The organism is Nakamurella sp. GG22 (genome assembly GCF_052976845.2).
In genome coordinates this window covers 21,141-47,332 of sequence record NZ_JBRIIO020000021.1, presented here as the reverse complement: position 1 = coordinate 47,332, position 26,192 = coordinate 21,141, and the positions used below count along the sequence as shown (strand labels likewise).

The window sequence follows — 26,192 nt, the reverse complement described above, 5'->3', positions numbered from 1 at the left end:
AATGATGTCGGTCACAGAAAGTGCGGGCGCTGACCTCGATCCGCCGCCAGACAGCAGGGGTCACGGTCTGCTCGGTCGTCGTCGCCGGGAAGTGTTTGTCGGACGCAGCATTGACGTGGCTGTTGCCATTTTCCTCGCGCTCGCAACTTTTTTCGTCCACGACGTCAAGTACATGCTGACCCAGCCGTTTTGGAACGACGAAACCTGGGTGGCAATATCAACGAAACTGCCGTTGGCAGACTTGCTCAGAGTAACAGCTTCGTCTCCGCCGGGCTGGACGCTATCGCTGCGGTTTGTGCCGTTCGGCTATCCGGAAGGGCTGCGCATCGTTCCATTGCTTTTCAGTGCAATGGCGGTTATCGCCGCTTATGGTTATGTTCGGAGCCTGCCGTGGCCCACTGTATTGCTCGGACGGGTGGGAGCCACCATGGCCGGTATTGCGGCGCTGCTCGTGCCGTCGGCATTGATCAGAAACGATCTCAAACAGTACACGGCCGATGCTTGTTTCACCCTTGCCGTGTTGTGGTTGGTGTCCCGACTGGAATCGGACTGGTCACGGCGGCGACTTCTCCATCTCGCCACTTTCGTCGCGACCGGGTTCCTATTCAGTGCGGCGGCCGTCTTTGTCGGCACTGCGGCGTTCGGTTCTCTGATCATTGCGGAGCTGATACGGCGTCAGTGGCGCAGGTTGGCCGAGTCAGCGGTGGTAGGCGCTGTGTGCGGGGCAGTCTTGGCGGGGGTCTATCTAACCCTCTACAGACCTGGTGCGCCGCCCGAATTAAACGAGTACTGGCGGCGCTACTACCTGCCGCTGGATCAGGGGTGGCCGACAGCGTTAACATTCCTGGAGAAAGCCCAACGGCGCATGGTCGACGCTTTGGGTCTCGGCCCACTGATCGTGGTGGTTGTCCTGCTCGCGATCGGCGTGACCACTTTGGTACTGCTGCGGCGCATCGCCTGCGCCCTGCTGTTGCCCGTCCTGCTCGTGATGATGGTGATTCTGTCCGCAGCACGGCAATACCCGCTGTATGACGTGCGGACGTCACACTTCCTGTCCACCGCGATCGTGGTCACAGCCGCGATCGGGGCGGCCGGGATTGCCGCCCTCGCCGCGCGGGCGCATGTCGCCCTCGCGGCCGTCATCGCCGTCATGTCTTTGCTGGCCTTCGCCACCAACCCCGCGGTTACCAGCAGGATCCTCATCCACTCGATTCCGGATGAGGACCTGGCCACTCCCACTGCGTACATCGCGTCGCATGCGCAGCCCGGGGACACCATCGTCATCGGCATGTTGAGCAGCTGGGGTTTCGCGTACCACTGGCCGACGGGGTCACCCAGAATCGCGCCGGTCAGCAGCAACCTGCAGCAGTTCGTCGCCGTGTATCCCGACCAGCCAAGTATCTTGGTCGCTTGGGATCGAACGCCGGCTGCGGTCGATGAAGTCATGGCACGCGCCCTGGAGAATGCGCTACAGCCTGGCGCCAGTGGCCGCATCTGGGTCATCCACGACCACACCAGGCGCGATGAACTGGCGCAATACGCCGCTGCGACCGACGCAGCGGGGCTGATGGGCACCGACGTCATCCCCGATGTCTTGGCACTGCTCACTGTCCCAAATACCCACTGACTGTCGACCCTGAACTGCAGGGGTGGGAGCGGCGGGAGTTGACGGCGGGCGACATCGACACCGGCAAACTCGGTCAGATCAGATGGCGCGACCCGCGCTTGCGGTCCAGCCACCCACTTCGGTGATCGCGTCGACCTGCGGATCCAGCCTGCTTACTCGCCCCTCGACCGGCTCGGCGCTGATCAACCGCGGGTAGCTCTCCGGCCGGTCGTACTGCAGATGCTTGGTCCGCTCCAGAGTCTCCTCCAGCACGATGCGGTTGGTCCTGAGCAGGTCGGCGATGATCAGCAGGGCGAAGCAGAGCGACGACGCGATGAACATCGACGTGCCGAAGATCAGCGACTGGATGTGCCCCGTGCCGTCTTCGGTGAGCCACAGCCAGCCGAACCGGACGAACGGAATGAGACCCAGCAGGCCGAAAATCGTCCCCAGAGTCACCAGGATCACGAATGGCCGGAACATCAAATAGCTGCGGGTGATGGCCACCCCCGACTTGAACATGTGGTGCCAGATGTTTTTGAACAGCCGGGACTCGCGGGTCTTCGGGTTGGTGACGACCGGGATGCTGATGATCTCCAGCCGGCGGTTGCCCGCCTGAATGATCGTCTCCATGCAGTAGCTGAACTGCGTGATGAGGTTGAGCCGGTAGAGCGCAGCCCGGGAGTACGCCCGGAAGCCGCTGGCCGCATCAGGCAGTTCGGTATTGGCCGCCTTGTTGACCACGCGGCTGCCGAACCGCTGCATGACCTTCTTGAACGGCGAGAAGTGCTCGATGCTGTCCGTCTGGCGGTCGCCGATGACGATGTCGGCCCTGCCCTGCACGATCGGTGCGACAAGATCCGGGATGGCGGCCTGCGGGTACTGGTTGTCGCCGTCGGTGTTCACCACGATGTCCGCCCCGCGGAACAGCGCGTAGTCCGCGCCGTCCCGGAACGAGCGGGCCAGGCCCATCGTCCGGGCGTGCTTGATGACGTGCGCGCCGAACCTTTGCGCGACCTCGACGGTGCGGTCGGTGGACCCGTCGTCGATCACCACCAGCTCGATCGAATCGATGCCGTCGATCTGTCGTGGAATCGAACCCAGGACGGCCGGAAGCGTCTCCTCCTCGTTGAGACAGGGGACCTGCACGACCAGTTTCATGACTCTCCAGCGACGGCGTACGACGGAAATCTCGGAGACCACCGAGCGTGACGGTCGACTCGGTGGTGGCGACCTGGTGCCCGGAAGCAGCACAAGCGGGCGAGGCCGGTGCCCAAAATATCAACCTTTCGCCTTCCGTCCCAACATGCGGACCGGCCCGTCCCCGCAAATCGAGGCCCCGCAGGACTGCTACGTTCGACGGCGATGGACGTCAAGGCCGATTCCGACGCGCCCCGCGGGAATCGACGCCGGGCCCTGCTGCTGCGGATTCTCGGGATCGCGATCGCCGTGGCGGCGATCACCCTGTGCGTGCGCGCACTGGTCGACCAATGGTCCGAGGTCTCCGCGGCCCTGCGCACGGCCGATCTGCGCTGGATCGGCGCGGGCGTGCTGTGTGCCGCTCTCGGCATGTGGTTCCTGGCTCTGCAATGGTTCCGGTGTCTGCGGGTCTTCGGCGTGCGGACCGGCCTCGGCAGGACGACGACCTGGTACTTCGCGGGAGAACTCGGCAAGTACCTGCCGGGCGGGATTTGGCCTGTCGTCGGCCGGGGTGAACTCGCGCACCGCGGCGGTGTCAGCCGTTCGCTCGCCTATACGACCACCCTGATGTCGCTCGGCCTGATGTGTGTCGGCAGCGCTGTGGCCTGCGTCATCTTCCTGCCGTTCCTGTCCGGTGACGGGCTCAGGCTCGGCTGGGAGTCGCTCATCCTGCTGCTGATCCCGCTCGGGATCGTGCTGGTCCATCCCGCTGTGCTCAGCAGGGTGCTGCGGCTGGTCGACCGGCTCTCGAAGGGTCGCGTCGTCGTGCAGGCGCCTCGGTGGGGGCAGATGATCGGGCTCATCGCCGTGTCCACCCCCGCCTGGCTGCTGGTCGGGGCATCATCATCACTGATCACCAAGGGTCTCGGTTTTGAGCAGCAGCCGGCTCGCGTAGCGTTCGCAGCCGTCTCCGCCTGGATCGTCGGATTTCTGATCGTGCCGGTCCCGGCCGGGGCCGGCGTCCGGGAATTGATGTTCCTGGTCGCCAGCGGTGTCGCCGGCGGCCCGGCGGTTGCGGTGGCCGCGGTGTCGCGACTGGCCTTTGTCGCCATCGACGCGGTGTTCGGAATTGTCAGCGTGCTGGTCATCAGGGCGACCGGGACGACCACGTCAGTCGATCGGAGCGTTGTCGTTGGTGACCAATAACGAGGTAGCTGGGTCGAACACTCCCGATCTGCAGGGACGGCTCTCCTGGGCGGCGAAGAAGACCTATGCCCGAACCGCGAAGGGGGCCGGCCAGGTGCTCACCAAGGTCGGCCTGCTCCCCGTCGAGCCGCCGGACCGGGACCGCAGGTTCAAACACTGGGTGACCAGCCTTACCAAGGTCCACGATTCGCTGGCCATCGCCGAACTCGGCGTCCCGTGGTGGACTTACCGCGCGATCGACGTGGTGGACGCGTGGCTGGTGAACCGGCCCAAACCCATCAGGGTCTTCGAGTACGGCTCGGGTGCGTCGACGTTATGGCTGGCCGAACGGGCCGACGAGGTCATCTCCATCGAGCACCACGCCGGGTTCGCGGGGGTCATCGGCCCCGCGCTCGCCGGGAACCCGTCGATCACCTTCCGGGTCGTCGAACCGGAGATGACGTCATCGCCGGCCATCGGGTCGGAGAAGCCCGGACATCAAGGTATGGATTTCGCGGCGTATGTCCACGCGATCAATGCCGAGCCCGGCCTCTTCGACATCATCGTGATCGACGGCCGCGCCCGCGAGGCCTGCCTCGCCATTGCCGCCGACCGACTGGCCGCGGACGGACTCATCGTGTTCGACAATTCTCACCGTGCCCGGTACCGCCAGGCGATCGCAGCGAGCAATCTCGTCGAGCGCCGACTGCCCGGCTTGACCCCGACCCTGCCTTACCCCGATCAGACGTCCATCCTCTTCCGATCCGCCGCCCGCGGGTCGACGCCGGCTGGCTTGTCCGGAAACTGACGGCTTGATGAACGCGACGAGCGTCGGCACCCAGCGCACGCAGATGGCTGCCAGAGAGCATGCGGTCATGCGCCGGATCCAGCGGGCGGTGCACCACCGCACCGGCGACACCCTGGGGAAGCTGATCGTCGTTTCGCTGCTGCTGACCACGATCGCTGTGCTGTTCGTCATCGTCGCCGTGGCGCGCGTTCGTGGCTTATCCGCGATCGACGAATACACCCACCTCGACTGGGTCTATCAGCTGATGCACGGCAATCTGCCGGCCGATGGCGACACCGTCGCCCCCAAGGTGCTCGCGGACTGGGCCTGCTTGGGTCAATGGAATGCTCAATTGCCGCCGTGCGGCCAGGCGGTCGACGCCGGCCAGTTCCCCAACGGCGGGCAGCAGTACAACGCATTCCATTTGCCGCTCTACTACCTGATCACCGCCGGCCTGGTCGAGTTCGGCCAACTCTTCGTGGGAGATCAGCGCTTTGTCACGCTTGCCCAGCTCACCGGAGCGCTGTGGCTGTCCGCCGGACTGGTGATGATGTACGTCGCCTGCCGTGTCTGGCGGGTCCGCACGCTCTACGCCATCGCGGCTCCCCTGCTGTTGATGAGCCTGCCGCGGGTGATCACGGCTTCCACCATCGTCACCGATGACGCGCCGGCCATGCTGGCCGGCGCCTACTCGCTGTACTACCTCGGCCGGTTCCGGATTTCCCGTTCAGTCCACCTCCTGGTTCCCGCGCTCCTCACCGCGTTGTTTGCTGCCACGAAGGTGCTCAACGCCCTGCCGATGTTCATGATCGCTGCCGGCCTCGGTTGGTTCGCGCTCACCGCCTTCGCCCGCCGACAGCCGCGGACCGGTTGGCTGCGGCTGCGCGCATCGGTGGTGCTGGTCGGCCCCTCCGCAGCCATGTACCTGGTCTGGTCCCATTTCCAGGCGCTGCGGGCGCAGCCCGGCTGGGTCAATCCAGTGATCGGGGTCAATACCGAAACACTGGTGCGTGACCCTCTCACCTCCTGGATCACCTCGCTGGTCAAGGGCTTTGACCTACTGGCCGACGTCAACCTGGTCCCGGAACTCCGTTCGAGGTACCTGGTGGCGTGGAACACCGCCGTCACGATTCCACTGATCGCCGCCGCACTGCTCGCGCTGGTGTTGCATCGACGGGGCAACCGGCGCCGCTGGCCGGCGATCCTGTTGTTCGCCGGGTGCGCATTGTTCCCGTTGATCGTCGAGGTGCAGGCGCTCGGGATGGGCGAGGTTCCGCAGTACTTTCCCGGCATCTCCGCGCGTTACGGCATATCGCTCGTGCCCATCGCTGTCTTCTGCCTGGCGACGGTGGCCGATACCTTGCGCCTGCGTCGCACCACCATCGTGGTCGCAACGCTGGGCGTGCTGATCCTGGGCGGCACTGTCTTCGGCCTCCTCCCGCTCTGACACCACCCGTCCATACGCAGTGACGGTGCGTCATTACTCGACAATGAAATTGTGTGCGAGCACAGCAGGTGACCCGCAACGCCGTGCGGAAGCCGAAAGGATGGCGCTCGATGACCACTACTGCCGACGGTGAACGCGCCGGCGGTCCGGTCACCGTCGACGACGGAGCGTCCGCCGACACGTCGCGGCAGCCGCCAGCCGCCGGTGTCCCGACCGGCGGTGAAGCGTCCGTACGGTCGACGACGGCGGATCGATCGATCGTTCGTGGCGGCGTCCTGCTCGCGGTCGTGCTGGCCATCCTGGCCTTACTGATCGGGATCAAGCTAGGCCCGGCATTGATCGGCGCCAAGACGTTCACCGGCGTCGATGTCCTCGCCGCTCAGGCCCCTTGGTTAGATCACGCCTCTGTTGTCGAGCCGCACAATGCCTACGTCGGCGACACCGTCGACCATGTGTTGCCGTCATATCTACAGATCCACCAGCGGCTTTTCTCGGGTGACCTGCCGTTGTGGTCGAGCCTGAATGGTGCCGGCATCGAGTTGATGGCGGCCCCGTTCAATCCCACCCTGACGCCGAGTTCGGTCGTGTTCCTCCTCTTTCCCACCTGGTGGGCGGCGGGCCTGGCGAAGCTGATCCAGCTCCTGCTGGCCGTCGGCGGAATGATGCTCTGGCTGCGGCGCCTCGGAACCAGCTGGGCCGCTGGGGCACTTGCCGGGCTCCTCTATTGCGGCTCCGGATTCTTCGTCGCCTGGTCCGGTTGGCAGGGACAGACCGGAGTGGCGTCACTGATGCCAGCGACCTTCTGGGCAATCGAACGGTTCGTGGTCCAGCGCACCACCCGGTCCGGACTGGTGATCAGCGCCGCGGTCGCCTTGCTGTTGCTCAGCGGGTTCCCCGCCGTGGCCGGCCACGCACTGTATGCCGGCGCGCTCTACTTCATCATCCGTTGGGCCGTGCAACTACCGGCTCACTCCCGCCGCAGCAACGTCGGGACGCTGGCCGGCGGCGCCGCTGCTGTTCTGCTTGGTATCGGACTGTCTGCTTTGCAGGTTCTGCCGATGGTCAACCGCCTGGGTGAAATTGTCATCGGCCGCCGCTCGACGGCGTTTGAAGCGCAGATGCCGTTCAAGTCGTTCCTGACGGTGTTCTTTCCGCAATCCATCAATCCACTGGGGTTCCCGCGAACCAACGTGATCGAGAGCTACGCCTTCCTCGGGATGGGGACAATCGCGCTCGCGGTCCTAGCCATCCTGGCGGGGCGGTGGAGCGGAGTCGCCAAGGGAGCGGTACCCGCGCTCGTGGTCATCGGGCTGCTATCTGCCGCACTCGTCTGGCGGCACGGCTTCTGGACGGACTGGCTACGGCACTTTCCGGCATTCGCCAACAACAGCTCGGGCCGGTTGCGCGACCTGGTGGGGCTCGCCGGGTGTGCGCTCGCTGGTATCGGGTTCCATGTTCTGCTTCGAACCGGCGTTCCGCGTGCGGTTCGGATCCGGCTGCTTTTCGGCGGTTGGCTGACCTTCGCGGCTGCCACCGTCGGTGTCGTGCTGGTGTGGAGCCGCTTCCCCGGCCTCGACCCCGAACTGTTCCGCAGGGACGTGATCCTGGGCCTGGGCTCTATGTTGCTCGTCGCGGTCGCCATGACGCTCTCCAGGGCGTCCGACCCGCGAACCACCGTCGCCACGCCTTCGGATCGCGAGCCGCAGACCGAGACAGAATCCCGGTCTGAGTCGGGCTCAGATCCTGGATCCCGACCTGATGCCCATCCGGAGGCACGGTTCGTCCGGACTCGGCGTCGCCGCCCGCGTGCCATCGCGATGTCGGTTCTTGCGGTGCTCATCGTGGGCGTCACCGGCACCCAGGTGTTCCAATCGGTCAGCCTCTTCTGGCCGTTGACACCGACCGAGGACTTCTACCCCCTCAATCCGAGCATCACCGCAACGGCCGAGCAAGCGGGATCGGACCGCGTCATCACACTTCGCACCTTCCAGGGGTCATCGGCCGGTGCGTATGGGATCCGGACCGTCACCGGCCATGCATTCCCGAACCCGGAGTTCCAGGACCTGCTCCGCCGGGCAGCGCCCGAGAAGGCGGGCGGCACGAACCCGCGCACCGACATCACCCTGACCGACGAAGCCATCAGGTCACCGCTCTTCGATCGAATGGCTGCCTCCACCGTGGCCGTGGCGCCGGGCTACCAGGTGCCGGCACAGATCGTCGACCTCACGGGGGGCCCGTGGCAGCAGGCCGTCGGACAGCCCGCCTCCTTGCCGCTGCCGCAGACACTGACAATGACCGCGCAGAATCTTCGCGGTGTCCGGGTTCAGCTGGTTGCCGAGGTGAAGGATGATGAACGGCAGGGGATCAGCTTGGTCGCCGAGATCGCCGACGGCGACGGTTCGCCGCTTGCCCGCGGGGTGACCACGAGCGCCGGATACGGTCCGGGCTGGGTGCAAATCCCGGTTGCCGGCGAGGATCTGGGAAAACAGCGCGGCCCGGTGACGCTCACCATCTCCGCCGTCGACCCCGACGGGGCCCCCGTCCCGGCGCAACTGGCCGAGGTCGCCGGGCAGCCTCAGGCACAAGTGATGGCAAGCCAGCAGGACGGGCTACGCGAGGTGTTCGCTGACGCATCGGCGACTGTGTGGGAGCGGCCCTCCGCGCTGCCCCGCATCCGATGGGCGTCCGCATCGGTCGTCGAGCCTGATGCCCGTGCCCGGCTGAACCTGCTGGCCGACCCTGCCCTGCAATCGTCTACGGTGGTGCTCGACAAGCCTGGCCCGGTGCCGTCGGGTGGCGCAGCGGTGTTGACCACCGCCGAAGACTCGGGTGACCGGGTGGCAGTCGACGTCGACGCCGCCGGGGCGGGATATCTCGTGCTCGCCGACCCGATCCAGGTGGGCTGGGAGGTGCTCGTCGACGGACAACAAGCCACCATCAGCGCCGCCGACCACGCGTTCGGCGCCGTCTGGGTGGAGCAGGGTGCGCATCAGGTGGAGTTCCGATACAACGGTCTGGGGAACGTCCGCGGACTTGTCATCACCGCGGTCAGCCTCGCCGTCGCCGTGCTCGCGCTGGTGATCCCACCGCTGGCCCGCCGAAGGCGGCGGCCCACGGGCACGTCAGCAGGCTGAAACCGTCGTCGGGAGCCCTCGACGACGGGCGGGGCTCCCGCCCTGCCGACGGGCGGGTGGGTCAGGCGGAGAACCGCACGCTCCCTGCCGGGAGCCGCAACCCGGGCCAGATCCTGATCCCAGCAACGAGCTCGCAATTGTCGCCGACGACGACATCGTCGCCGATCACCGCATCCATGATGACCGTTCCCGCGCCCAAGACGACTCCGGTGCCGATGACCGCCCTGGCCACCGTCGCGCCTTCACCGATCTGCGCCCCGTCGAAGACGACGGACCCGTCGACCACGGCGCCGGCACCGACGGTCACGTCCCGGCCGATGGTGCTGCCGCCGGTCACCGTCGCGGTGGCGTCGACATTGGCACCGGGCAGCAGCAGGGCCGGGCCCGTCGGGCCGGGCAGCGCCCCGGTCGGAGCGACGCCGGTGACGAGATCGGCCGACCCGCGGACAAAGGCAGCGGGCGTGCCCAGGTCCAGCCAGTAGGTGGAGTCGACGTGGCCCTGCACGCGGGCTCCGGATTCGAGCAGGCCGGGGAATGTCTCACGCTCCACCGAGACGACCCGGCCGGCCGGGATGCCCTCCAGCACGCTGCGGCGGAAGACATAGCAGCCGGCGTTGATCTGATCCGTCGGTGGGTTGTCGGTCTTCTCCAGGAACGCCTGCACCCGGCCGTCCTGGTCCGTCGGGACCGAGCCGAACGCGCGCGGGTCGGGCACCTTCACCAGGTGCAGCGTCACGTCGGAATCCTGCCGCTCGTGGGTGTCCAGCAGCGCGGTGAGATCGCACCCGGACAGCACGTCGCCGTTGAACACCAGCACGGTGTCGGCGCGCAGCCGGTCGGCGACGTTGCGAATGCCACCGCCGGTGCCGAGCGGGACGTCCTCGACCATGTACTCGATGTCGAGGCCGAAGGCCGCGCCGTCACCGAAGTATTCGGTGAAGGTCTCCGCCTTGTACGACGTGCCGAGCACCACATGCCGGATACCTGCTTCGCGGATGCGGGACAGCAGGTGCTCGAGGAACGGCACGCCGGCGGTGGGCAGCATGGGCTTGGGTGCGGACAGGGTCAACGGCCGGAGCCGGGTGCCGTGGCCACCGACGAGCACCACGGCGTCCACGTTCCGGTCGGCCCTGTCAGATGTCGACGAGCTGGATGTCGGCCTGTCGGATGCCGACGAGCTGGGTACGGACATGGTTGTCACTCCTAACGGTCGGGCCCCGACGGGACCGCCTGCAGGTGCGGCGTCCCGGTCGTCGACGGTGGCCGTGCCGGGGCGTCGGGGTTCGCACTCGGATTGGGACGACGAGCCGGCTGCTGCCGTCAGCCGCGGGCGCCGGCGGCTTCGGCCACGGCGATCACATATTGGCCGTACGGCGACTTCGCCAGCGCCTTGCCGAGCGTGAGGCACTGCTCGGCGTCTATGAAGCCGGCGACCAGGGCGATCTCCTCGAGACAGGAGATACGGACGCCCTGCCGGTGCTCGAGGACCTGGACGAATTCGCCGGCCTCGAGCAGCGAGTCGTGGGTTCCGGTATCGAGCCACGCGAACCCGCGGCCCAGGTCGATCAGCGAGGCCTTGCCCTTCTCGAGATAGATGTTGTTCAGATCGGTGATCTCGAGTTCGCCGCGGGCGCTGGGGCGGAGGTCAGCCGCGTACCCGACGACGTCGTTGTCGTAGATGTAGAGCCCGGTGATGGCAAGGTTCGACCGCGGCTTCGCGGGCTTTTCTTCGATGGAGACGAGCCTGCCGTTCGCGTCCTTCTCCCCGACGCCGTACCGCTCCGGGTCGCGGACCGGGTACCCGAACAGCACGCAGCCGTCCACGTTGTCGACGGCCCGGTGCAGCGTCTGGGAGAAGCCCTGCCCGTAGAAGATGTTGTCGCCCAGCACGAGCGCCACCGAATCGTCGCCGATGTGCTCGGCGCCGATGATGAACGCCTCCGCGAGCCCGTTGGGCGCTGCCTGCTCCGCATAGGTGATCTGCAGGCCCCACTCGCTGCCGTCCCCGAGCAAACGGCGGAATCCCGCGTTGTCCTCCGGGGTGGTGATCACCAGGATCTCGCGGATCCTGGCCAGCATCAGCACCGAGAGCGGGTAGTAGATCATCGGCTTGTCGAACACCGGCAGCAGTTGCTTGGACACCGCGCGGGTGATCGGGTGCAGGCGGGTACCGGCACCGCCGGCGAGAATGATGCCCTTCATCGGCTGTCGGCCACTCCAGTCCTGTCGGTCGTCGCTCTGCGGCCCACGGCTCGGGCGGACCACGGCTGGGTGTGCCGACCCTACCCGAGCCCGATACGCCGAAGGTGCCACCCGGTGCGCCTCCGGCAGCCGGGTCCGTCACCCGCATACCCTTCGGGGTGGCGTGACGTACGTCACGCCACCCCAGGCGCCGGAAGCGCGGGGGAGCCGCGAATGGGTCCACTTGTGCGAGCCCAAGCGGCGATCGACCGTGCCAGGGCACGCAATTCGCGGGCAATCTGCCCCGGCGACGCCACGTCGCCGATGGATGCGGACGGAACGATCACCGTGCCGCGGTCGCTGATCACGGCCTGCGACGCAGGCGTGGGACCGGCCACCGTCGACTGAGGTCAGGTCAGCCTTCCTCGCCGGTCAGCCCACCCGGCGATCCGGCAGGGTCGCACCGGCCGCCATCTTCGCCGAACGCCGGGACAGCTGCGCCCGTGCCGCCAGGCCCGCACGTAACACCCAACGCAGCGGTGCCTGCCACCACGCCGGGTAGCGCCGCGACAGGTACCGGTATGCACTGCGGTGGTGGGCCTTCGCCATCGCCCCGGGCGACCGCTCCGTCGAATGCCCGCCCACGTGCACCGCGTGCGCCGACGGGCAGTAGATGCTCGACCAGCCGGCCTCGCCGAGCCGTTGACCGAGGTCGACATCCTCGAAGTACATGAAGTAGCCGGGGTCGAAGCCGTCCACCGCCTCGAACGCCGGCCGACGGAGCAACAGGCAGGAACCGGACAGCCAACCCGCCGTTCGCTCGACCGGTTCGGCGCTGTCCTGGCGGTACGTCCTCGTCCACGGGTTCCTCGGCCACCACCACCCGAAGAGCGCGTGCCCGACGCCCGTCCCGATGGACGGCAGGTGTCGGGCCGAGGGGTAGACGATGCCGTCCGGGGTGGTGATCAGCGGCCCGAACGCACCGGCCGTGGGGTACCGGTCAGCCACCTCCAGCAGACGGTCGATGGCCCCGGGACCGAGCACGACGTCGGGGTTGATGACCATCACCCAGTCGATGGCCGGGTCGAGCACGGCCACGCCCGCGTTGGCGGCGGCGCCGTACCCCAGATTCGATCCGGTACGAACGAGCCGGACCCCCGGCCGCTCCGCCGCCCGCTCGACACTGCCGTCGGTGGAACCGTTGTCGGCCAGCACCACGTCGATGGCCCGGGTCGACGCGGCCGGTAGCGAATCAAGCAGGGCATCGAGAGTCTCGCCGGGCGAGTACGTGACGGTGACCAGCCCGATCCGGTCGCCGGCGGTCATTCGGACGCCATCGCAGCGGCCCGGTCGTAGGCGACCTGGTGGGCCTGCGCGCTCGCCGCCCAGGTGAACGATGCGGCCCGCGCCGCCGCCGCCGCGCCGAGTTCGGCCCGCCGCGCAGGGTTGTCCAGCAACTCCGACAGCGCCGCGGCGATGTCTCCCGCCCCGGTCCCGGTGTAGGCGACCGCGTCCCCGCCCACTTCGGGCAGTGACAGCTTCTTCGTGGTCAGCACCGCCGCGCCGCAGGCCATCGCCTCCAGGACGGGCAGCCCGAAGCCCTCGCCGAGCGTCGGGTAGACCACCATCCGCGCCCCGCCCAGCAGGCCGGGCAGCAGATCGATGGGCAGGTGACCCGGCCGCAGGACCGTCATGCCGTCGGGAACGGCGGCCACCGCCGGCTCGACGCCGGAATCCCAGCCAGGCGCGCCGGCCAGCACCAGCGCGGGGCGGTCCGTCCTGGGCGTCATCGCCCTGATGTAGGCGCGAACCAGGGCCGGCACGTTCTTCCGCGGTTCGAGGGTGCCAAGGAACGCGATCCAGCCCTCCTCGCCCAGTTGCAGGTACTCCGCCGTCGCGGCGACCTGCTCGGCGCTCGGCACGCCGAACAGGCCGTGGTCGACGCCGTGGTAGGCCACCACCATCGCCTCGGAGTCGGCGTGTGCGAACCTGACCAGCTCTCTGGCCGTCGCCTTGCTCGGCACGACGCAGACCGCCGCCCGCCGCAGCGACGTCCGGGTCCAGGCCCGGAAGAAGCTGCCCTTCATCCCGAGGTGCAGACCGCGGTCGGAGAAGAACGTTGCGTCGTGCAGGGTGACGACGACGGGCACCGACGCGGCCAGCGGCATCGTGTAGTGCGGCGAGTGGATCACGTCGACCGGCAGCCGTTTGGCCAGCCGGGACAACGTGGTCTGCTCCCAGGCCAGCCTGGCCGGCCGATTGCCCAGTTCCTCCGCGGTGGTGATGATCCTGCTGTGCGGCGCCCGCTTCGCGAAGCCCTCTGCGTCGCGGTGCTGGCAGACCACCGACAGGGCCGCACCCGCTGCGTCCAGCGCTTCGGTGAGGTTGTCGACATATCGGCCCACGCCGCCGCGCTCCGCGGGAATGGCCGTCGCGTCCAGCAGGACGCGCGGTTCGGTGCGCAAGACCCCGCCCCTCCCGCGTCATCCCCTCCGGTCCACCGCGGACCGAGCGGCACATCCCGGTAGCCGACATCGTCGGCACCACCGCGCCGGCCGGGTGGCATCGCTGCCATCCGGCCATCCGGGCACCGGCGGAGCGCAGCTGTGGTGGTCCTCCATTGTCCCGGAAGACTGACACGGTCGCTGGCCGGGTCTGCCGCCGGGTCCTTTCTCGAGTCCCCGTCGGGTCCTCTGCCGGATCTAGACCGCGCAGTTCCGGTGGTAGTTTTCCAGGCGCCGCAGTCCACGAGCCGAGGAGTCGCCGAGTGTCGAACGGCCCTGCCCCGGACGCTGCGGCGGGACCCGACGTCTCGGGATACTTCCAGACCAGGCTGGCGGCCAATCCGCACCGCACCGCGGTCTGGCAGCACATCTGCCGTTACATGCAGCGGTGGATACCGGGCGACGCCGCCGTGCTGGAACTCGGGGCGGGGTGGTGCGATTTCGCCAACAACGTCAGGGCCCGGCGGATCGTCGCGATGGATCTGGATGCCACTGTCACCCGGAGCGCCGCCGACCATGTGCAGGCGGTGATCGGCGACTGCACCGACCTGTCCCGGTTCGCCGATGGCGAGTTCGATGTGGTGTTCGCCTCGAACCTGCTGGAGCACCTCGAGCGGGAGCCGACCCATCGGCTGCTGTCCGAGGCCGCCAGGGTCCTCTCGCCGGGCGGGAAGCTGATCCTGCTGCAGCCGAACTTCCGGTTGAACCCGGGCGGCTACTTCGACGACTACACCCACGTCGCGATCTACACCGACCGCTCGCTCCCCGATTACCTGACGTCCGAAGGCTGGCGGGTGACGGAGGTGAAGCCGCGATTCCTGCCGCTGACGATGAAGAGCAGGACCTCCGCGCTGACCTTCCTCGTACCGTGGTACCTGCGGTCGCCGGTCAAGCCACTGGCCGGGCAGATGGTCGTCGTTGCCACTCCCGGCACATCTTGTTGACATGCCCGATACTTCGGCCCCAGACGCGATGACCGATGTGGACCGGTCCAACGCGGTGGCTGCAGAACCGAATGCCGACACCGGAGACGCCCATCGAAGCTTCCGGGGCCACCCGGGGGCGGCCCGATGGGCCGCGCTGTGGGTGTTGCCCTACTTGCTGTTGGGCATCGTGTGGGTGTTCAGTAACCCTCCCGGCGCCGCGCCCGACGAGTCCGACCATCTGATCAAGGCGATCGCCGCGGGGCAGCTCCACATCGGTGAGCCGTATGGCGGGCCGGTCGGCACGAAGCCTGGCACCATCCGCAACTCTTCGATATCACGGACTGTGCAAATCCCGGCCGATATCGCTCCCGGCGCACAATTCAACTGCACCGCCTTCCACCCGGACCTCAGCGCTTCGTGCCAATACCTGCCGCCACCTGGAAAGACGGCGCAGATCAGGACGGCGCAGATCAAGGTGACCACCGCCGTCGGCGCCTACCCGGTCTTCGGGTACCTACCGATCGGAGTAGCCGCACTTCTCGCCGGCACGCCGGAACAGGCCTTTTACCTAGCCCGACTAGCAGCCCTAGCGCAGTCCATCGCACTTCTGTTTCTCGGCGTCTGGCACCTCGCTCGCTGGCTGGATCGGGGCGCCGCGGTCGGGCTCGCACTGGCGGTGACCCCGATGGCGGTTTTCGCCTCCGCGTCGGTCTCCACCAGCGGCATCGAGATCATGGCGGCGGCAGCGGTGGCGTGCGTGGTCGTGGTGAGTACGAGGTGCCCGTCGACTCTTGCCGACCCGGGCACGCTCGCGATCGTGGCAGTTGCCGGGTCCGCGCTTGTCCTGGCCCGCCAGCTGGGCGCCATTGCGCTGCTCTTGCTCGCGGTGACCGCTCTGCTGCGCGGCGGCGCCAGGGTGGTGTGGGACGAGCTACGTCATCGCCGCTGGCCGATGATCGCCACGGTGGCTGCGGTCGGTATGAGCGGAGTCGCGGTTGTCGCGTGGGAGCTGCGTTACGACCATCCCGCACTGACCGGACCGGTATATTCGCCGGACGCCTTTGGGCGATTCGTCGGTTCCACCTTGAGCTATGTCCTGATGGGAGTCGGCCGCTTCGGATGGCTCGATACGTCGCTGCCCGGACCCGCCTACGCGATGTGGATCATCGCTGCAGTGATCGTCATCGGCGGAGCGCTCCTTGTCGGCAGGCGCGCCGATCGTTGGACCATCATCGGCGCCTCGGTAGCCATCCTTGTCGTCACTTACGTGACGTACGCGACGGTTTTCTTTCCCATTGGGGCCAGTGTGCAGGGTCGTCATCTGCTCCCGATGTTCATGATCGTCCCCCTCCTGGCGGGGGTCGTGCTGGCGGAGCAGCTGCAAGAATCCACTACCGCACCGCTCTCGCGGCGGCTAGCCGTAATGGTTGGCGTGACGATGTCGTTCCTTCAGCTGCTCTCGCCGCTGGTCAACGCCCGGCGGTATGCAGTCGGGACCAATGGACCCATCTGGTTCCTCACCACCGCCGAATGGTCGCCGCCCGGTGGCTCATGGCCCTGGATCGTGATGGCCACCGTCGCGGCGGTGTGGCTTGGTGCGATGACCGTCGTCGCTGGCCGGCGGCCCGTCGCCCTGCCTGCACTGCATACTTCGACCATCGCGCTTGCGAGCGATGCCCCACCCGCCAGTTCGGAGCCAGAGAATGTGGAACGGTAAGTCCCTGTCAGTCGTGCTGCCGACGTACAACGAGAAGGACAGCATTGCCGACACCATCAGGGCTTTCGACAAACTCGGCATCGTAGACGACATCCTGGTCGTCAACAACAACGCGGCACCCGGCACCTCCGAGGAGGTGGCCAGAACCTCTGCACGCGAGGTCTTTGAAACCACGCAGGGCTACGGTGCCGCGATCCGGCGTGGGCTGGTCGAGGTGGACACCGACCTGATCTGCATCTGCGAGCCGGACGGCACGTTCAAGGCCAGCGACCTGAACAAGCTGCTGCCGTTCACCGAGGAATGCGACTTCGTCGTCGGATCTCGCACCGTGTCCAACTTCATCTGGGACGGCGCCAACATGGGCTGGTTCCTGCAGTGGGGGAACTGGGCCGTCGCGAAGGTCATCGAGATCCTTTTCAACACCTCGTATCTCAGCGACGTGGGCTGTACCTTCCGGGTCGTCAGCCGGAGCCGGGTGGCCGATATCGTCGAGAAGGCGCGGGTTGACGGGTCATCGTTCGGCCTGGAGATGTTGATGCTGGCCGTCGTCGGCCGGGCGAAGATCGTCCAGGTCCCGGTGAACTACCACCAGAGGGTGGGCGTCTCCTCGGTGACCGGCGACCTGCCGAAGACGATCAGGCTCGGGCTCGGCATGCTCGGCATGGTGCTGCGGATGCGGCTGCGAATGCCGCGCGCCGGACGGCGGTCGGCCACCCGCTTGCGCTGACCGGTGCGCGCTCGGTCGCCCGGTCGCGCCAGTTGAATCCGGTGACCGGGCTACCCTCAGTGCGGCACATGGGCGAGGAGGCGGAATGATCACGTGGTTGCGCGGCGCCGGCATGTCCCTGGCCCGGCAGTTCGCCAAGTTCGGCGTCGTCGGCGCCGTTGCGTACGTCGTCGACGTCACCGTGTTCAACGTCCTGCTCTACGCCGGGGCCGATCCCCTGTTCGATGGCCTGCCACTCGCCGCGAAGATCGCCAGCTCGGCGGTGGCCACCGTCGTGTCCTGGCTCGGGAACCGCTACTGGACCTTCCCGCAGACCCGCAGGACGCATGCACCGCGGGAGTTCGGGATCTTCGTGCTGATGTGTTCCATCGGGCTCGGGATTTCGTTGTCCGTGCTCTGGTTCTCCCATTACGTGCTCGGGTTCACCTCGCCGCTGGCCGACAACATCGCGGCCAACGTGGTCGGGCTGGCAGCCGGCACGCTGTTCAGGTTCTGGGCCTACCGGCGCTTCGTGTTCACGAACGTTGCGTCACCGGGAGGCGACCGGCAGGCAGGCCAGAAGCAGGTGGGTCCAGAGCAGGTGGGCAAGGGGCACGCTGCCGGCCCGGAGCACGCTGCCGGCCCGGAGCAGATCCTCGCGGGCCACCACGTCGCGACCGCGGAGGACACGGCAGCGCCGACGTCCTGATAAGCCGAACGTGTTCGAGTGATCGCGCCGTGCGACCGAACAACGGTGTCTGTGGTTGAGTTGCCCGGTGGGCGGCCGGGCGGTGCACGGGGACGGATCGCGATCGGCGCGCGCCGCGCGGCTCCTGGTGATCGTCACGACGTCCATGCTGGCGTCGATGCTGGGTCCCGGGGCGGGATCGGTGGCCGCGCAGACACCGTCTCAGGCGGTGGTCGCCGCACGCACGAACGCGGCCAACAACGGGGTGACGTCGTTCATCAGCGTCGTGGACCGGGAGACCGGAGCGGTGTTGAGCCAGACCGCCAACGCCGGCGCCCAGGTCGCCTCCGAGTCGATCATGAAGCTGTTCCTGGCCACGTACTACCTGTGGTCCTACGGCGGGTACTCGAGCACGCCGCAATCGGTGCTGGACCGGCTCTCCTTCATGCTGCGGTACAGCGACAACGACATCGCGTCGGCGTTGTTCACCGCATCGGCAATCCCCACGGTGGCCGCGAATTACGGGCTCGGGTCCACCGGAAACGCCACCGACCGGGTCGGTCACTGGGGTGCCGCCCGGATCACCGCGAGCGACATGACCAGGTTCCTGTACCGCGCCTCGAAGGACCCGAAGATCGGTCCGTGGCTGATCCCGGTGATGGCGCAGACGGCCAGGACGGGATCGGCCGACGACGCCGGTTTCAACCAGTACTTCGGACTCAACGCGTTGTCCGGCGTGCACGGGTCCAAGCAGGGATGGGGCTGCGACAGTTTCTGGACGACACCCCAGTGCGCCGTGCACTCCGTTGGGTACACCGATCGCTACTTCGTTGCAGTGCTGCAACTGGGCGGCTACCCGGACCCGATGCGCTCGACCGCGACGACATCGGCCCGGTTGATCCAGCAATCAACACTGCCGTTGGTCGACGGCGCCTTCATCTGCGACTCGGCGAGCGGTGCCGTCTTCCGGATGGCCGGCGGGACACCCGTGTACGTCTCCAGTTGGAGCGCAATGGGCGGACCGAAGCCGTGCCGCACGATGACACCGTCGGCCATCGGCCAGTTACCCGACCACCCGCGGGACGGCACCTTCATCCGGGGTCACAACGGGGCCGTGTACCGCATCGCCGGCGGCGCACCGATCTACGTGTCCAGCTGGGCAGCCTTCGGCGGTGAGAAGTCCGCCGTCACCGTGGACTCGGCGGCCATCGACCGGGCCGGGTCCGGCGGCAACTTCAATCATCTGCGCGCCTACCCGGCCGATGGCACGTTTATCCGGGGCACCCGCAACGGCGCTGCGTTCCGGGTCGCCGGCGGCGCACCGATCTACATCTCCAGCTCGGCGGTCTACGGGGGCGAGCAGCCGGCACTCGCGGTCGACTCGGCGGCCATCGACAACGCGGGTGCAGCGGGTCGCTGGAAGCACCTGCGCGCCCTCCCGATCGAAGGCACGTTCATCAGGAGCACCGACGGCGCCGTGTACCGGGTCGCCGGCGGCGCACCGCTCCGGGTGTCCACCTGGGATCCCTTCGGCGGCAGACAGCCGACGACCATCGTCGACCCGGCGGCGCTGAGCCGGGCGGGCTCGGGAGGCGTCTGGAACCACCTGCGCGCTGTCCCGGCGGACGGCACGTTCGTCCGCGGGGGCCGCGACGGCACCGTGTTCCGGGTGGCCGGCGGGGCACCGATCGTCGTCACGAGATGGAGCGCGGTCGGCGGCACGAAACCCTTCGTGCTCATCGACTCGGCGGCCATCGACAATGCCGGAACCGGTGGCGGCTGGGATCATCTGCGCCGCTACCCGGCAGAGGGCACGTTCCTCCGCGGGTTCCAGGGCGGGGCCGTGTACCGGGTGGCGGGGCAGGCGCCGGTCTATGTGTCCACCTGGACGGCGTTCGGTGGCCGGCAGCCCACCACCGATGTCGACGCGGCCGCACTGAACCACGCCGGATCGGGTGGCAACTGGAATCACCTGCGCCGCTATCCGCTCGATGGGACCTTCCTGCGCGGGACCAGTACCGGAGCCGTGTTCCGGGTAGCCGGCGGCGCGCCGCTCTATGTGCCGTCGTGGTCGGCTTTCGGCGGCGAAAAGCCCGTGGTGGATGTCGATTACGCCGCCACCACCCGGGCCGGCGCCGGTGGCTCATACAACCACCTGCGAATGACGCCCGCGGATGGGACGTTCCTGCGCGGCCTTCCCGGCACCCGTACCTACCGGGTGCAGGGCGGTGTCGCCGTCTTCGTGCCGTCCTGGGACCCGTTCGGTGGCCCGCAGCCGTTCACGCCGGTCAACCAACCGACGATCGACCGGGCCGGCACGGGCGGCGACTACAACCATCTGCTCGGCGTTCGCTGATCCGGAAGCTGTTGTGCCGCAGTAGTTGTCGGAGCAGTAGTCGTCGGCACCAGCAGTTGTCCACACCAGTTTGTCCGCAGCACTACTCGTCGGCGGGCACCGGGGGTTCATGGTCACCGCAGGGTCGGCAGGCCGATCCACTGATCGGCGAGGTCATCAAGGGTCCCCTGGATTCTCAGCCGGTCGACAGCGGCGCTGACGCAGGGGGTGAGCGGCGAATCGGCGGCCAGCACCAGATGGAACTGGTCGGGCTGGGAGCGGCCACTCGGCAACTGACCGAGGACCGTGAGACCGGCGGCCGGCTGCGCCACCTGCAGCGCATCGGGCGTCGGCAGCACGGCGACGTCGACGGCCCCGCCGGCCAGCGCGGACGCCAGTGCCGCCGGTGAGCCGAAGGTCAGCGGGTTGCTGACACCGCGCTCCAGCATGGCCGCCTGCGCCGTACTGCCGCTGAGAACGCCCACCCGCTTGCCGGAGAAGTCAGGGGGGCCGGTCGCCGCGTCCGGTTCGCGCACGACGACCGCGTCGGTGATCGGGAAGTATCCGGTCGACAGGTCAGCGTCCGCGGTGGCGCCTTCCGAGTCGGTGACCTGGCCGAGGAAGACGTCGAAGCCGCGCGCGGTGCCCTGCAGCGCCGCGGCCCGGTCGACGATCACCCACGTCTGCTGCCCGGCGGCGAAGCCGAGAGTCTCCGCGACGGCCCGGGCCAGCTCTGCCTCGTACCCCCTGCCGCCGTCCGAGGCACCGGCCGCCGGCAGTTTGCCGACGAACCACGGCGCCCGCGGCGGCGCGGCAGTCGCGACAATCAGCACACCGGGCGTTCCGGTGGCCAGCGTCGCCGGGGTGCAGTTCGGCAGTGCGGCAGCCGTCGACGGTTCGGCCGTCGACGCCGGGGGCTGAACCGCCGGACTTCCGGCGGTGGTCGGCGCCTCGGGTGAGCCGCTGGCCGGCGGGACGGTCGACGCCGGGGGCGGCGGCAGCGATGTCGACGGTGCCGGCGAACTCGACCTCACTGTCGTCATCGACGCCGGGGCCGGCTCGGACGACGACGACGTCTCCCGATCCGCCGCGCTCGCCGTCCCGACGACAGAAGACGGCGTTGCCGATCCCGCCGTGTCGTCGGTGCCGCTGCAGCCCGACGTCAGGATCATCGCCGCAGCGGCCAGCGTCACGGCGCTGCGCCGGATTCCACCGGCCGCGGTCGTCCTGGCCCGGCCGGCGCCGCTCGGATTCCCCATGGCGCCCTTCCGGTTTCAGTCCCGGGGCGACTTCCCCGGGGTACGGCCCAACGGGACCGGGCATCGTCCGGAACACACCGTCCAGGACGCCGGCGCCCGGTCGGAGCGTAGCCGCCCTGGCCGGCTCAGCCGCGCTCCGACGGGCCCGGATCTGCACGGGAACGCCGCAAAACCGGCCTTCCGGGGCAGCCGCCTGGTTACACTCCCCCCACTCGCGACACCGGGAGGGGAGCCATGGTCGGCCTGCTCGCTGCCATGTCGCTGTTGCTGGCCGTCGCCGGGGTGGGCAAGGTCGCCGCGCCGCGTCCCGCGGCGAAAGCGTGGGCTGCCGCGAGGATTCCCGGCGCCGGTTCGGTCGCCACACCGGTGATGATCCGATTGCTCGGGCTGGCCGAACTGCTGATCGCCGTCGCGGTGCTGGTCCTCGGTGGGTCGATCCCCGCCGTCCTGCTCAGCGTCGCCTACCTGCTGCTGACGGCGGTCGCCTGGCGGATGATCCGGGTGGCCCCGCAACAGGACTGCGGTTGTTTCGGACGCGCCTCCGAGCCGATCAGCCGCTCGCATCTCGCGGTCAACGGCGCGGGCGTGGTGATCGGGGCGGCCGCCGCCATCTGGCCGCAGCCATCGTTCGTGATCGAGGTGACGTCGCTGGGCGGCGCCGAAAGTGTCCTGCTGGTCGTGCTCACCGCCCTGCTGACCTGGCTGTGCTATCTGCTGATGACGGTGCTGCCTGCCCTGCTGCAACTCCGAGCGAAGGTGGCAACGCCACGATGACCATCCTGATCGCCGTCGAGACCGCGGTACTCCTCGTCCTGACCGTGCTCGTCGTCGGTCTGCTGCGGGCCTACGCGACGGTGCTGCAACGACTGCACCAACTCGACGGCGGACCCGCCGCTGCGGTGGCCCCACCGTTCCGGACGGCGGACGGCGTCATCGCACCGGGCGCCCGCGGCCCCGGCAGCCCCGGCCCGGCGGACATCGGCCCGATCACCGGCCGGGAGGAATGGGCCGCTGCGCACGACATCACCGGCGTCGGGCTGTCCGGTGAGGTGATCTCCGTCCGGACGGTCGCCGTCCCGCACGACACCGTGCTGGTCTTCCTGTCCTCCGGGTGCGCCGGCTGCGGTGGGTTCTGGGAGGACTTCGCCGAGCGTGGCGGGTCGACTCCGCTGGGCGGCAGCAGGGTCCTGGTCATCACCAAGGACGCCGGGGAGGAGAGCGTCACGCTGCTCTCCGAGCTCCGGCCGGCCGGGCTCGACCTGGTGATGTCCAGCGCGGCGTGGGCCGATTACGACGTGCCGGGCTCGCCGTATGTCGTGGTGGTCGACGGGCAGACCGGCCGGGTCAAGGGCGAGGGGTCGGGGACCTCGCTCCGTCAGGTGTCGGGGCTGATCCACCAGGCCGTCGGTGACGGCCGGCGCGGCACCCGGCATCACGACGATCCGGTGGACAAACCCAGGTCCGACGCGGAACGCGAGGTCGACGTCGATCGTGCGCTGCTGGCGGCGGGCATCGGGCCGGGACATCCGAGCCTCTACGGACCCCGTTCCGACCTCACCACACACGACTCCCGCACCGACTCAGCCGCAGACCACCCGTACTCCCAGGCCGCGGCAGCCCCGCGCGGGGTGGCGGAGTGACCGCGCCGGCACCGCTGGACGGGCACGGATTCTTGGTCCGGCTGCCGGCCAGCTGGGAGGGCCGGATCTACCGCCGGCCGACCCCGGGCTCCGCCTTCGCACCCGACAGCCGGATCACCGGATCGGCCACCGACACCGGACGCGGTCTGTCAGGCGAAGAGACCCGGGCCGTCGTCCACCTGGCCGACTTCGCGCTGCCGGCCGACCGCGGCGATTACGGATCCGGCGCCGTGGAGCGCATGGCGTCCCGGAACACCTTCGTCGCCATCCTGGAGTTCGGCCCGGAATGTCTGGGGACCGCGCTCTACCGGGCGCAGGGCATACCGCGGACCGAGGCCCGGCTGTTCAACCCGAACGGGCTGCAGCGGCGGATCACCGGACAGGCCGGCTGTCAGTTCTTCTTCACCGAGAAGGACCGTCCGATGTGCCTCTACGTCGTCATCGGGTCGCACCGTGACGCCGCCGCCCTGAGCGCGAAGGTCAACCAGGTCCTCGACGGAATCACGGTGGATGCGACATGACGACGACCCTCACCGAGCGACTGGTGAACCGGATCAGCAGGAAGCCAGCGGCCGCCCGGACCGGCAGTTCGCGGCGCGGTTTCCTCGGCGGCGCCGCACTCGTCGGTGCCGCGCTGGCCGTCGATCCGTGGGGCTATCTGGTCCGCCCGGCCAATGCCTACGCATCGGTCTGCGGCACGGACGCCGGCTGCGCCGACGGCTATTCGGTGTTCTGCTGCACGATCAACAACGGCCGCAACACCTGCCCGCCGAATTCGTTCATCGGGGGGTGGTGGAAGGCGGACAACTCCTCCTTCTGCGGCGGCGCGGCGCGGTACTACATCGACTGCAACGCCTTCAAGGGCGGTCCGTGGCAGTGCCGGTGCGCCGAGGGAACCTGCGACCAACGGCGGGTGGCCTGCAACCAGTTCCGTTACGGCCAGTGCCGGACGGACATCCCGGCCTCAGAGACCGGGCCGGTGGTCTGCCGGATGGTCTCGTGCACGCCGCCGTGGCAGCAGTTCGCGGGGGTCTGTGGCAACTCCAGCGCCACGGACAACCGCACCGCGACCCACTCCGCGCCGTGCCTGACGGGCTCGCCGCCGATCGGGAGCGTGGACATCATCGCCGCGAAGGGGAATGCCGCCCGGATCGCGGGCTGGGCACTGGACCGGGACCAGCCGGCCACCTCGATTCCCGTGTCGGTGTACGTGGACGGTGTGGGCATCGGCCGGTTCACCACCTCCAGGGCCCGGTCCGACGTGAACCGGAAGTTCGGCGCGACCGGCAATCACGGGTTCGATCTGACCATCCCGATGAACCCGGGCACCCACGCGATCAAGGTGTACGCGATCAACGTCGGCGGCGGGTCCGGCAACCCGGTGATCGGCGGCGGCTCGGTGAAGGTCGGCCGGCGTCCGGTCGGTCACCTGGACAGCGTCGTGCCGCTGAGCAACGGCATCCGGCTTCGCGGCTGGGCATACGACCCGGACCTGCCGGCGACCGAGATCTCGGTGGCGGTCTACCGGGACGGCGTCGGCGTCAGCTGGTACCCGACCGGCCGGGCCCGCCGCGACGTCAACACGGCGTTCGGCATCACCGGCGACCACGGGTTCGACATCACCATCAGCTCGCCGCCCGGACGGCACACCGTGTCGGTGTTCGGCATCAACGTGGGCGGCGGCAGCGGCAACCCGCAGATCGGCCAGGGCACCACCGTGGTCGGCTCACCCCCGCGCGGGCACCTGGACGTGGTCAGCGCGAGCAGCGGGACGATCCGGCTGCGCGGTTGGGCCTACGACCCGGACAGCCCCGGCGCGCGGATCGACGTCGCCGTGTACGTGGACGGCAAGGGCATCTCGCGCTACCCGACCACGGTGCTGCGATCGGACGTCAACAGGATCTACGGCATCACCGGCACCCACGGCTTCAGCATCTCCATCCCGGGGATCGCCGCGGGCCCGCACACCGTCGCGGTGTACGGCATCAACGTCGGCCCATCGGGGGCAAACCCGTTGCTGGGCACCGGGTCTGTGGTGGTCCCGTGATGACCGCCTTCGTCGCGCTCACCCTGCTGGTGGCGGTGACCGCGGCCATCCGCGGCGTGTGGTCGCCGTGCGGTCTCTCCATGGTGTCGGCGATCAACCCGTTCACCGAACGCGCGCAGGGGCACCGCTACTGGCTCACCGCCGCCTGGTTCATCGCCGGGTCGGTGCTCGGCGGGCTGGTGTTCGGCGCCGTCGGTGCGGTGGGTGCAGTGTTGCTGAAGCCCCTGACCGGCGATCTTGTGGCCGGCGACCTCGTGACCGGTGACCTCACGACCGGCGACCTCGCGGCCACGGCCGGAATCACCGCCGCCGTCGCCGCGGCCTGCTGCCTGGTCACCTCGGCCAGTGATGTGCGGGCGTTCGGCTTCCGGCTTCCGCTGCATCCCCGGCAGGTCAACGAACGGTGGATCGGCCGATACCGGCGCTGGGTCTACGCGGCCGGCTTCGGCGCCCAGATCGGGGCCGGACTGGCGACGTACATCATGACGGCGGCCGTCTACCTGGTCCCGGTGCTCGGCGCACTGAGCGGCTCGCCGGCCTTCGCGCTGACCGCAGGCGCAGTTTTCGGAGCGGTCCGCGGCGCGGCCGTCCTGCTCAGCGCCGGGGCGACCGACCCGGCGGGGCTCCGCCGCCTGCACCGTATTCTCGACCGGTTCGACCGTTGGTCGCTCAGGGCGGCCGTGGCGGTCCAGCTCATTGCCGCGGGAACCCTGGCATTCGCCGCTGCGGGCCCGTGGGGCCTCGCTGTGGCGGCGGCTGTCATAGCGGCCGGCGCGGCGACAGTTGCCCATCGATGCTGGCAGCTGCCCATCGATGCTACGGGCGGGCCCCTCACTGTGACCGGCCGTCCACCCGAGCGACGCGACCGCGAAACCTGGAGGATGCGGTGA

Annotated in this window: 22 protein-coding genes; 16 read left to right on the top strand and 6 right to left on the bottom strand. The window is 68.6% G+C overall.

Annotated features, from left to right (window positions below; all coding sequences use genetic code 11):
* Positions 1 to 4 precede the first annotated feature (4 nt).
* Positions 5 to 1,627, top strand: a complete 1,623-nt coding sequence (locus ACVBEQ_RS19525; protein ID WP_447154972.1) for a hypothetical protein — start codon at positions 5 to 7, stop codon at positions 1,625 to 1,627.
* A 78-nt stretch (positions 1,628 to 1,705) separates the two neighbouring features.
* Here the strand turns inward: ACVBEQ_RS19525 and ACVBEQ_RS19520 are convergent, their stop codons facing one another.
* Positions 1,706 to 2,767 (bottom strand): glycosyltransferase family 2 protein, encoded by a 1,062-nt coding sequence (locus ACVBEQ_RS19520; RefSeq protein WP_447154971.1) that lies wholly within the window; start codon positions 2,765 to 2,767, stop codon positions 1,706 to 1,708.
* Positions 2,768 to 2,971: 204 nt separating this feature from the next.
* On the opposite strand from ACVBEQ_RS19520, the gene ACVBEQ_RS19515 reads away from it, so the two are divergent.
* The 4 genes from ACVBEQ_RS19515 to ACVBEQ_RS19500 all read left to right on the top strand — a co-directional run bounded on the left by ACVBEQ_RS19515 (position 2,972) and on the right by ACVBEQ_RS19500 (position 9,299).
* Entirely contained in the window at positions 2,972 to 3,952 is a 981-nt protein-coding gene (locus tag ACVBEQ_RS19515; RefSeq protein ID WP_447154970.1) for a lysylphosphatidylglycerol synthase domain-containing protein, read from the top strand.
* The gene (locus ACVBEQ_RS19510) at positions 3,942 to 4,739 is read left to right on the top strand and encodes a class I SAM-dependent methyltransferase (protein ID WP_447154969.1); all 798 of its coding nucleotides are present in this window, start codon (positions 3,942 to 3,944) and stop codon (positions 4,737 to 4,739) included. The genes ACVBEQ_RS19515 and ACVBEQ_RS19510 overlap by 11 nt, the downstream gene beginning before the upstream one ends.
* A 7-nt stretch (positions 4,740 to 4,746) precedes the next feature.
* The gene (locus ACVBEQ_RS19505; RefSeq protein WP_447154968.1) at positions 4,747 to 6,165 is read left to right on the top strand and encodes a hypothetical protein; all 1,419 of its coding nucleotides are present in this window, start codon (positions 4,747 to 4,749) and stop codon (positions 6,163 to 6,165) included.
* A gap of 110 nt (positions 6,166 to 6,275) precedes the next feature.
* Positions 6,276 to 9,299 carry a YfhO family protein gene (locus ACVBEQ_RS19500; RefSeq protein WP_447154967.1) on the top strand — a complete coding sequence of 1,008 codons (3,024 nt, stop codon included), beginning with the start codon at positions 6,276 to 6,278 and terminating at the stop codon, positions 9,297 to 9,299.
* A 61-nt stretch (positions 9,300 to 9,360) separates the two neighbouring features.
* Here ACVBEQ_RS19500 and manB read toward each other — a convergent pair whose 3' ends face one another.
* Both manB and rfbA read right to left on the bottom strand, forming a co-directional pair.
* Complete coding sequence (gene manB, locus ACVBEQ_RS19495; protein ID WP_447154966.1) at positions 9,361 to 10,491, bottom strand: mannose-1-phosphate guanylyltransferase; 1,131 nt, start codon at positions 10,489 to 10,491, stop codon at positions 9,361 to 9,363.
* A 128-nt stretch (positions 10,492 to 10,619) separates the two neighbouring features.
* Positions 10,620 to 11,501 carry a glucose-1-phosphate thymidylyltransferase RfbA gene (rfbA, locus tag ACVBEQ_RS19490; RefSeq protein WP_447154965.1) on the bottom strand — a complete coding sequence of 294 codons (882 nt, stop codon included), beginning with the start codon at positions 11,499 to 11,501 and terminating at the stop codon, positions 10,620 to 10,622.
* Between the two features lie 213 nt (positions 11,502 to 11,714).
* Here rfbA and ACVBEQ_RS19485 point away from each other — a divergent pair, with 213 nt between their 5' ends.
* On the top strand, positions 11,715 to 11,888 hold the full coding sequence (locus tag ACVBEQ_RS19485) for a hypothetical protein (RefSeq protein WP_447154964.1): 174 nt from the start codon (positions 11,715 to 11,717) through the stop codon (positions 11,886 to 11,888).
* A gap of 24 nt (positions 11,889 to 11,912) precedes the next feature.
* Here the strand turns inward: ACVBEQ_RS19485 and ACVBEQ_RS19480 are convergent, their stop codons facing one another.
* Both ACVBEQ_RS19480 and ACVBEQ_RS19475 read right to left on the bottom strand, forming a co-directional pair.
* Positions 11,913 to 12,806 (bottom strand): glycosyltransferase family 2 protein, encoded by an 894-nt coding sequence (locus ACVBEQ_RS19480; protein WP_447154963.1) that lies wholly within the window; start codon positions 12,804 to 12,806, stop codon positions 11,913 to 11,915.
* Complete coding sequence (locus tag ACVBEQ_RS19475; RefSeq protein WP_447154962.1) at positions 12,803 to 13,945, bottom strand: glycosyltransferase family 4 protein; 1,143 nt, start codon at positions 13,943 to 13,945, stop codon at positions 12,803 to 12,805. Before ACVBEQ_RS19475 ends, ACVBEQ_RS19480 begins: the two co-directional genes overlap by 4 nt.
* A gap of 302 nt (positions 13,946 to 14,247) precedes the next feature.
* Between ACVBEQ_RS19475 and ACVBEQ_RS19470 the strand changes: the two genes are divergently transcribed.
* The 5 genes from ACVBEQ_RS19470 (at position 14,248) to ACVBEQ_RS19450 (ending at position 20,377) form a co-directional block, all read left to right on the top strand.
* Positions 14,248 to 14,928: a class I SAM-dependent methyltransferase gene (locus tag ACVBEQ_RS19470; protein WP_447154961.1), complete on the top strand. Its 681-nt coding sequence runs from the start codon at positions 14,248 to 14,250 to the stop codon at positions 14,926 to 14,928.
* Between the two features lies 1 nt (position 14,929).
* The gene (locus ACVBEQ_RS19465) at positions 14,930 to 16,627 is read left to right on the top strand and encodes a DUF2142 domain-containing protein (protein WP_447154960.1); all 1,698 of its coding nucleotides are present in this window, start codon (positions 14,930 to 14,932) and stop codon (positions 16,625 to 16,627) included.
* Complete coding sequence (locus ACVBEQ_RS19460; RefSeq protein ID WP_447154959.1) at positions 16,614 to 17,354, top strand: glycosyltransferase family 2 protein; 741 nt, start codon at positions 16,614 to 16,616, stop codon at positions 17,352 to 17,354. The genes ACVBEQ_RS19465 and ACVBEQ_RS19460 overlap by 14 nt, the downstream gene beginning before the upstream one ends.
* 85 nt (positions 17,355 to 17,439) lie before the next feature.
* Positions 17,440 to 18,042 (top strand): GtrA family protein, encoded by a 603-nt coding sequence (locus ACVBEQ_RS19455; RefSeq protein WP_447154958.1) that lies wholly within the window; start codon positions 17,440 to 17,442, stop codon positions 18,040 to 18,042.
* 55 nt (positions 18,043 to 18,097) lie between these two features.
* Entirely contained in the window at positions 18,098 to 20,377 is a 2,280-nt protein-coding gene (locus ACVBEQ_RS19450; protein WP_447154957.1) for a hypothetical protein, read from the top strand.
* A gap of 113 nt (positions 20,378 to 20,490) precedes the next feature.
* Here ACVBEQ_RS19450 and ACVBEQ_RS19445 read toward each other — a convergent pair whose 3' ends face one another.
* Entirely contained in the window at positions 20,491 to 21,615 is a 1,125-nt protein-coding gene (locus tag ACVBEQ_RS19445) for a substrate-binding periplasmic protein (RefSeq protein ID WP_447154956.1), read from the bottom strand.
* Positions 21,616 to 21,849: 234 nt separating this feature from the next.
* Here ACVBEQ_RS19445 and ACVBEQ_RS19440 point away from each other — a divergent pair, with 234 nt between their 5' ends.
* Genes ACVBEQ_RS19440 through ACVBEQ_RS19420 form a run of 5 tightly spaced genes read left to right on the top strand, consistent with a single transcriptional unit; the run spans position 21,850 to position 26,192 of the window.
* The gene (locus tag ACVBEQ_RS19440; RefSeq protein WP_447154955.1) at positions 21,850 to 22,389 is read left to right on the top strand and encodes a MauE/DoxX family redox-associated membrane protein; all 540 of its coding nucleotides are present in this window, start codon (positions 21,850 to 21,852) and stop codon (positions 22,387 to 22,389) included.
* Positions 22,386 to 23,255, top strand: a complete 870-nt coding sequence (locus ACVBEQ_RS19435; protein WP_447154954.1) for a hypothetical protein — start codon at positions 22,386 to 22,388, stop codon at positions 23,253 to 23,255. The genes ACVBEQ_RS19440 and ACVBEQ_RS19435 overlap by 4 nt, the downstream gene beginning before the upstream one ends.
* Positions 23,252 to 23,776, top strand: a complete 525-nt coding sequence (locus ACVBEQ_RS19430) for a hypothetical protein (protein WP_447154953.1) — start codon at positions 23,252 to 23,254, stop codon at positions 23,774 to 23,776. The genes ACVBEQ_RS19435 and ACVBEQ_RS19430 overlap by 4 nt, the downstream gene beginning before the upstream one ends.
* Complete coding sequence (locus tag ACVBEQ_RS19425) at positions 23,773 to 25,302, top strand: twin-arginine translocation signal domain-containing protein (RefSeq protein WP_447154952.1); 1,530 nt, start codon at positions 23,773 to 23,775, stop codon at positions 25,300 to 25,302. Before ACVBEQ_RS19430 ends, ACVBEQ_RS19425 begins: the two co-directional genes overlap by 4 nt.
* A complete protein-coding gene (locus ACVBEQ_RS19420; RefSeq protein ID WP_447154951.1) occupies positions 25,302 to 26,192 on the top strand; it encodes a hypothetical protein in 891 nt (296 codons plus the stop codon). Before ACVBEQ_RS19425 ends, ACVBEQ_RS19420 begins: the two co-directional genes overlap by 1 nt.

What these genes read in the sequence shown, in the direction of transcription:
- rfbA (WP_447154965.1), bottom strand. Translation starts at nt 11,501, where the DNA reads ATGAAGGGCATCATTCTCGCCGGCGGTGCCGGTACCCGCCTGCACCCG.
- ACVBEQ_RS19515 (WP_447154970.1), top strand. Translation starts at nt 2,972, where the DNA reads ATGGACGTCAAGGCCGATTCCGACGCGCCCCGCGGGAATCGACGCCGG.
- ACVBEQ_RS19440 (WP_447154955.1), top strand. Translation starts at nt 21,850, where the DNA reads ATGGTCGGCCTGCTCGCTGCCATGTCGCTGTTGCTGGCCGTCGCCGGG.
- ACVBEQ_RS19455 (WP_447154958.1), top strand. Translation starts at nt 17,440, where the DNA reads ATGATCACGTGGTTGCGCGGCGCCGGCATGTCCCTGGCCCGGCAGTTC.
- ACVBEQ_RS19460 (WP_447154959.1), top strand. Translation starts at nt 16,614, where the DNA reads ATGTGGAACGGTAAGTCCCTGTCAGTCGTGCTGCCGACGTACAACGAG.
- ACVBEQ_RS19505 (WP_447154968.1), top strand. Translation starts at nt 4,747, where the DNA reads ATGAACGCGACGAGCGTCGGCACCCAGCGCACGCAGATGGCTGCCAGA.
- manB (WP_447154966.1), bottom strand. Translation starts at nt 10,491, where the DNA reads ATGTCCGTACCCAGCTCGTCGGCATCCGACAGGCCGACATCCAGCTCG.
- ACVBEQ_RS19425 (WP_447154952.1), top strand. Translation starts at nt 23,773, where the DNA reads ATGACGACGACCCTCACCGAGCGACTGGTGAACCGGATCAGCAGGAAG.
- ACVBEQ_RS19465 (WP_447154960.1), top strand. Translation starts at nt 14,930, where the DNA reads ATGCCCGATACTTCGGCCCCAGACGCGATGACCGATGTGGACCGGTCC.
- ACVBEQ_RS19520 (WP_447154971.1), bottom strand. Translation starts at nt 2,767, where the DNA reads ATGAAACTGGTCGTGCAGGTCCCCTGTCTCAACGAGGAGGAGACGCTT.
- ACVBEQ_RS19525 (WP_447154972.1), top strand. Translation starts at nt 5, where the DNA reads ATGTCGGTCACAGAAAGTGCGGGCGCTGACCTCGATCCGCCGCCAGAC.
- ACVBEQ_RS19420 (WP_447154951.1), top strand. Translation starts at nt 25,302, where the DNA reads ATGACCGCCTTCGTCGCGCTCACCCTGCTGGTGGCGGTGACCGCGGCC.
- ACVBEQ_RS19480 (WP_447154963.1), bottom strand. Translation starts at nt 12,806, where the DNA reads ATGACCGCCGGCGACCGGATCGGGCTGGTCACCGTCACGTACTCGCCC.
- ACVBEQ_RS19485 (WP_447154964.1), top strand. Translation starts at nt 11,715, where the DNA reads ATGGGTCCACTTGTGCGAGCCCAAGCGGCGATCGACCGTGCCAGGGCA.
- ACVBEQ_RS19445 (WP_447154956.1), bottom strand. Translation starts at nt 21,615, where the DNA reads ATGGGGAATCCGAGCGGCGCCGGCCGGGCCAGGACGACCGCGGCCGGT.
- ACVBEQ_RS19435 (WP_447154954.1), top strand. Translation starts at nt 22,386, where the DNA reads ATGACCATCCTGATCGCCGTCGAGACCGCGGTACTCCTCGTCCTGACC.
- ACVBEQ_RS19500 (WP_447154967.1), top strand. Translation starts at nt 6,276, where the DNA reads ATGACCACTACTGCCGACGGTGAACGCGCCGGCGGTCCGGTCACCGTC.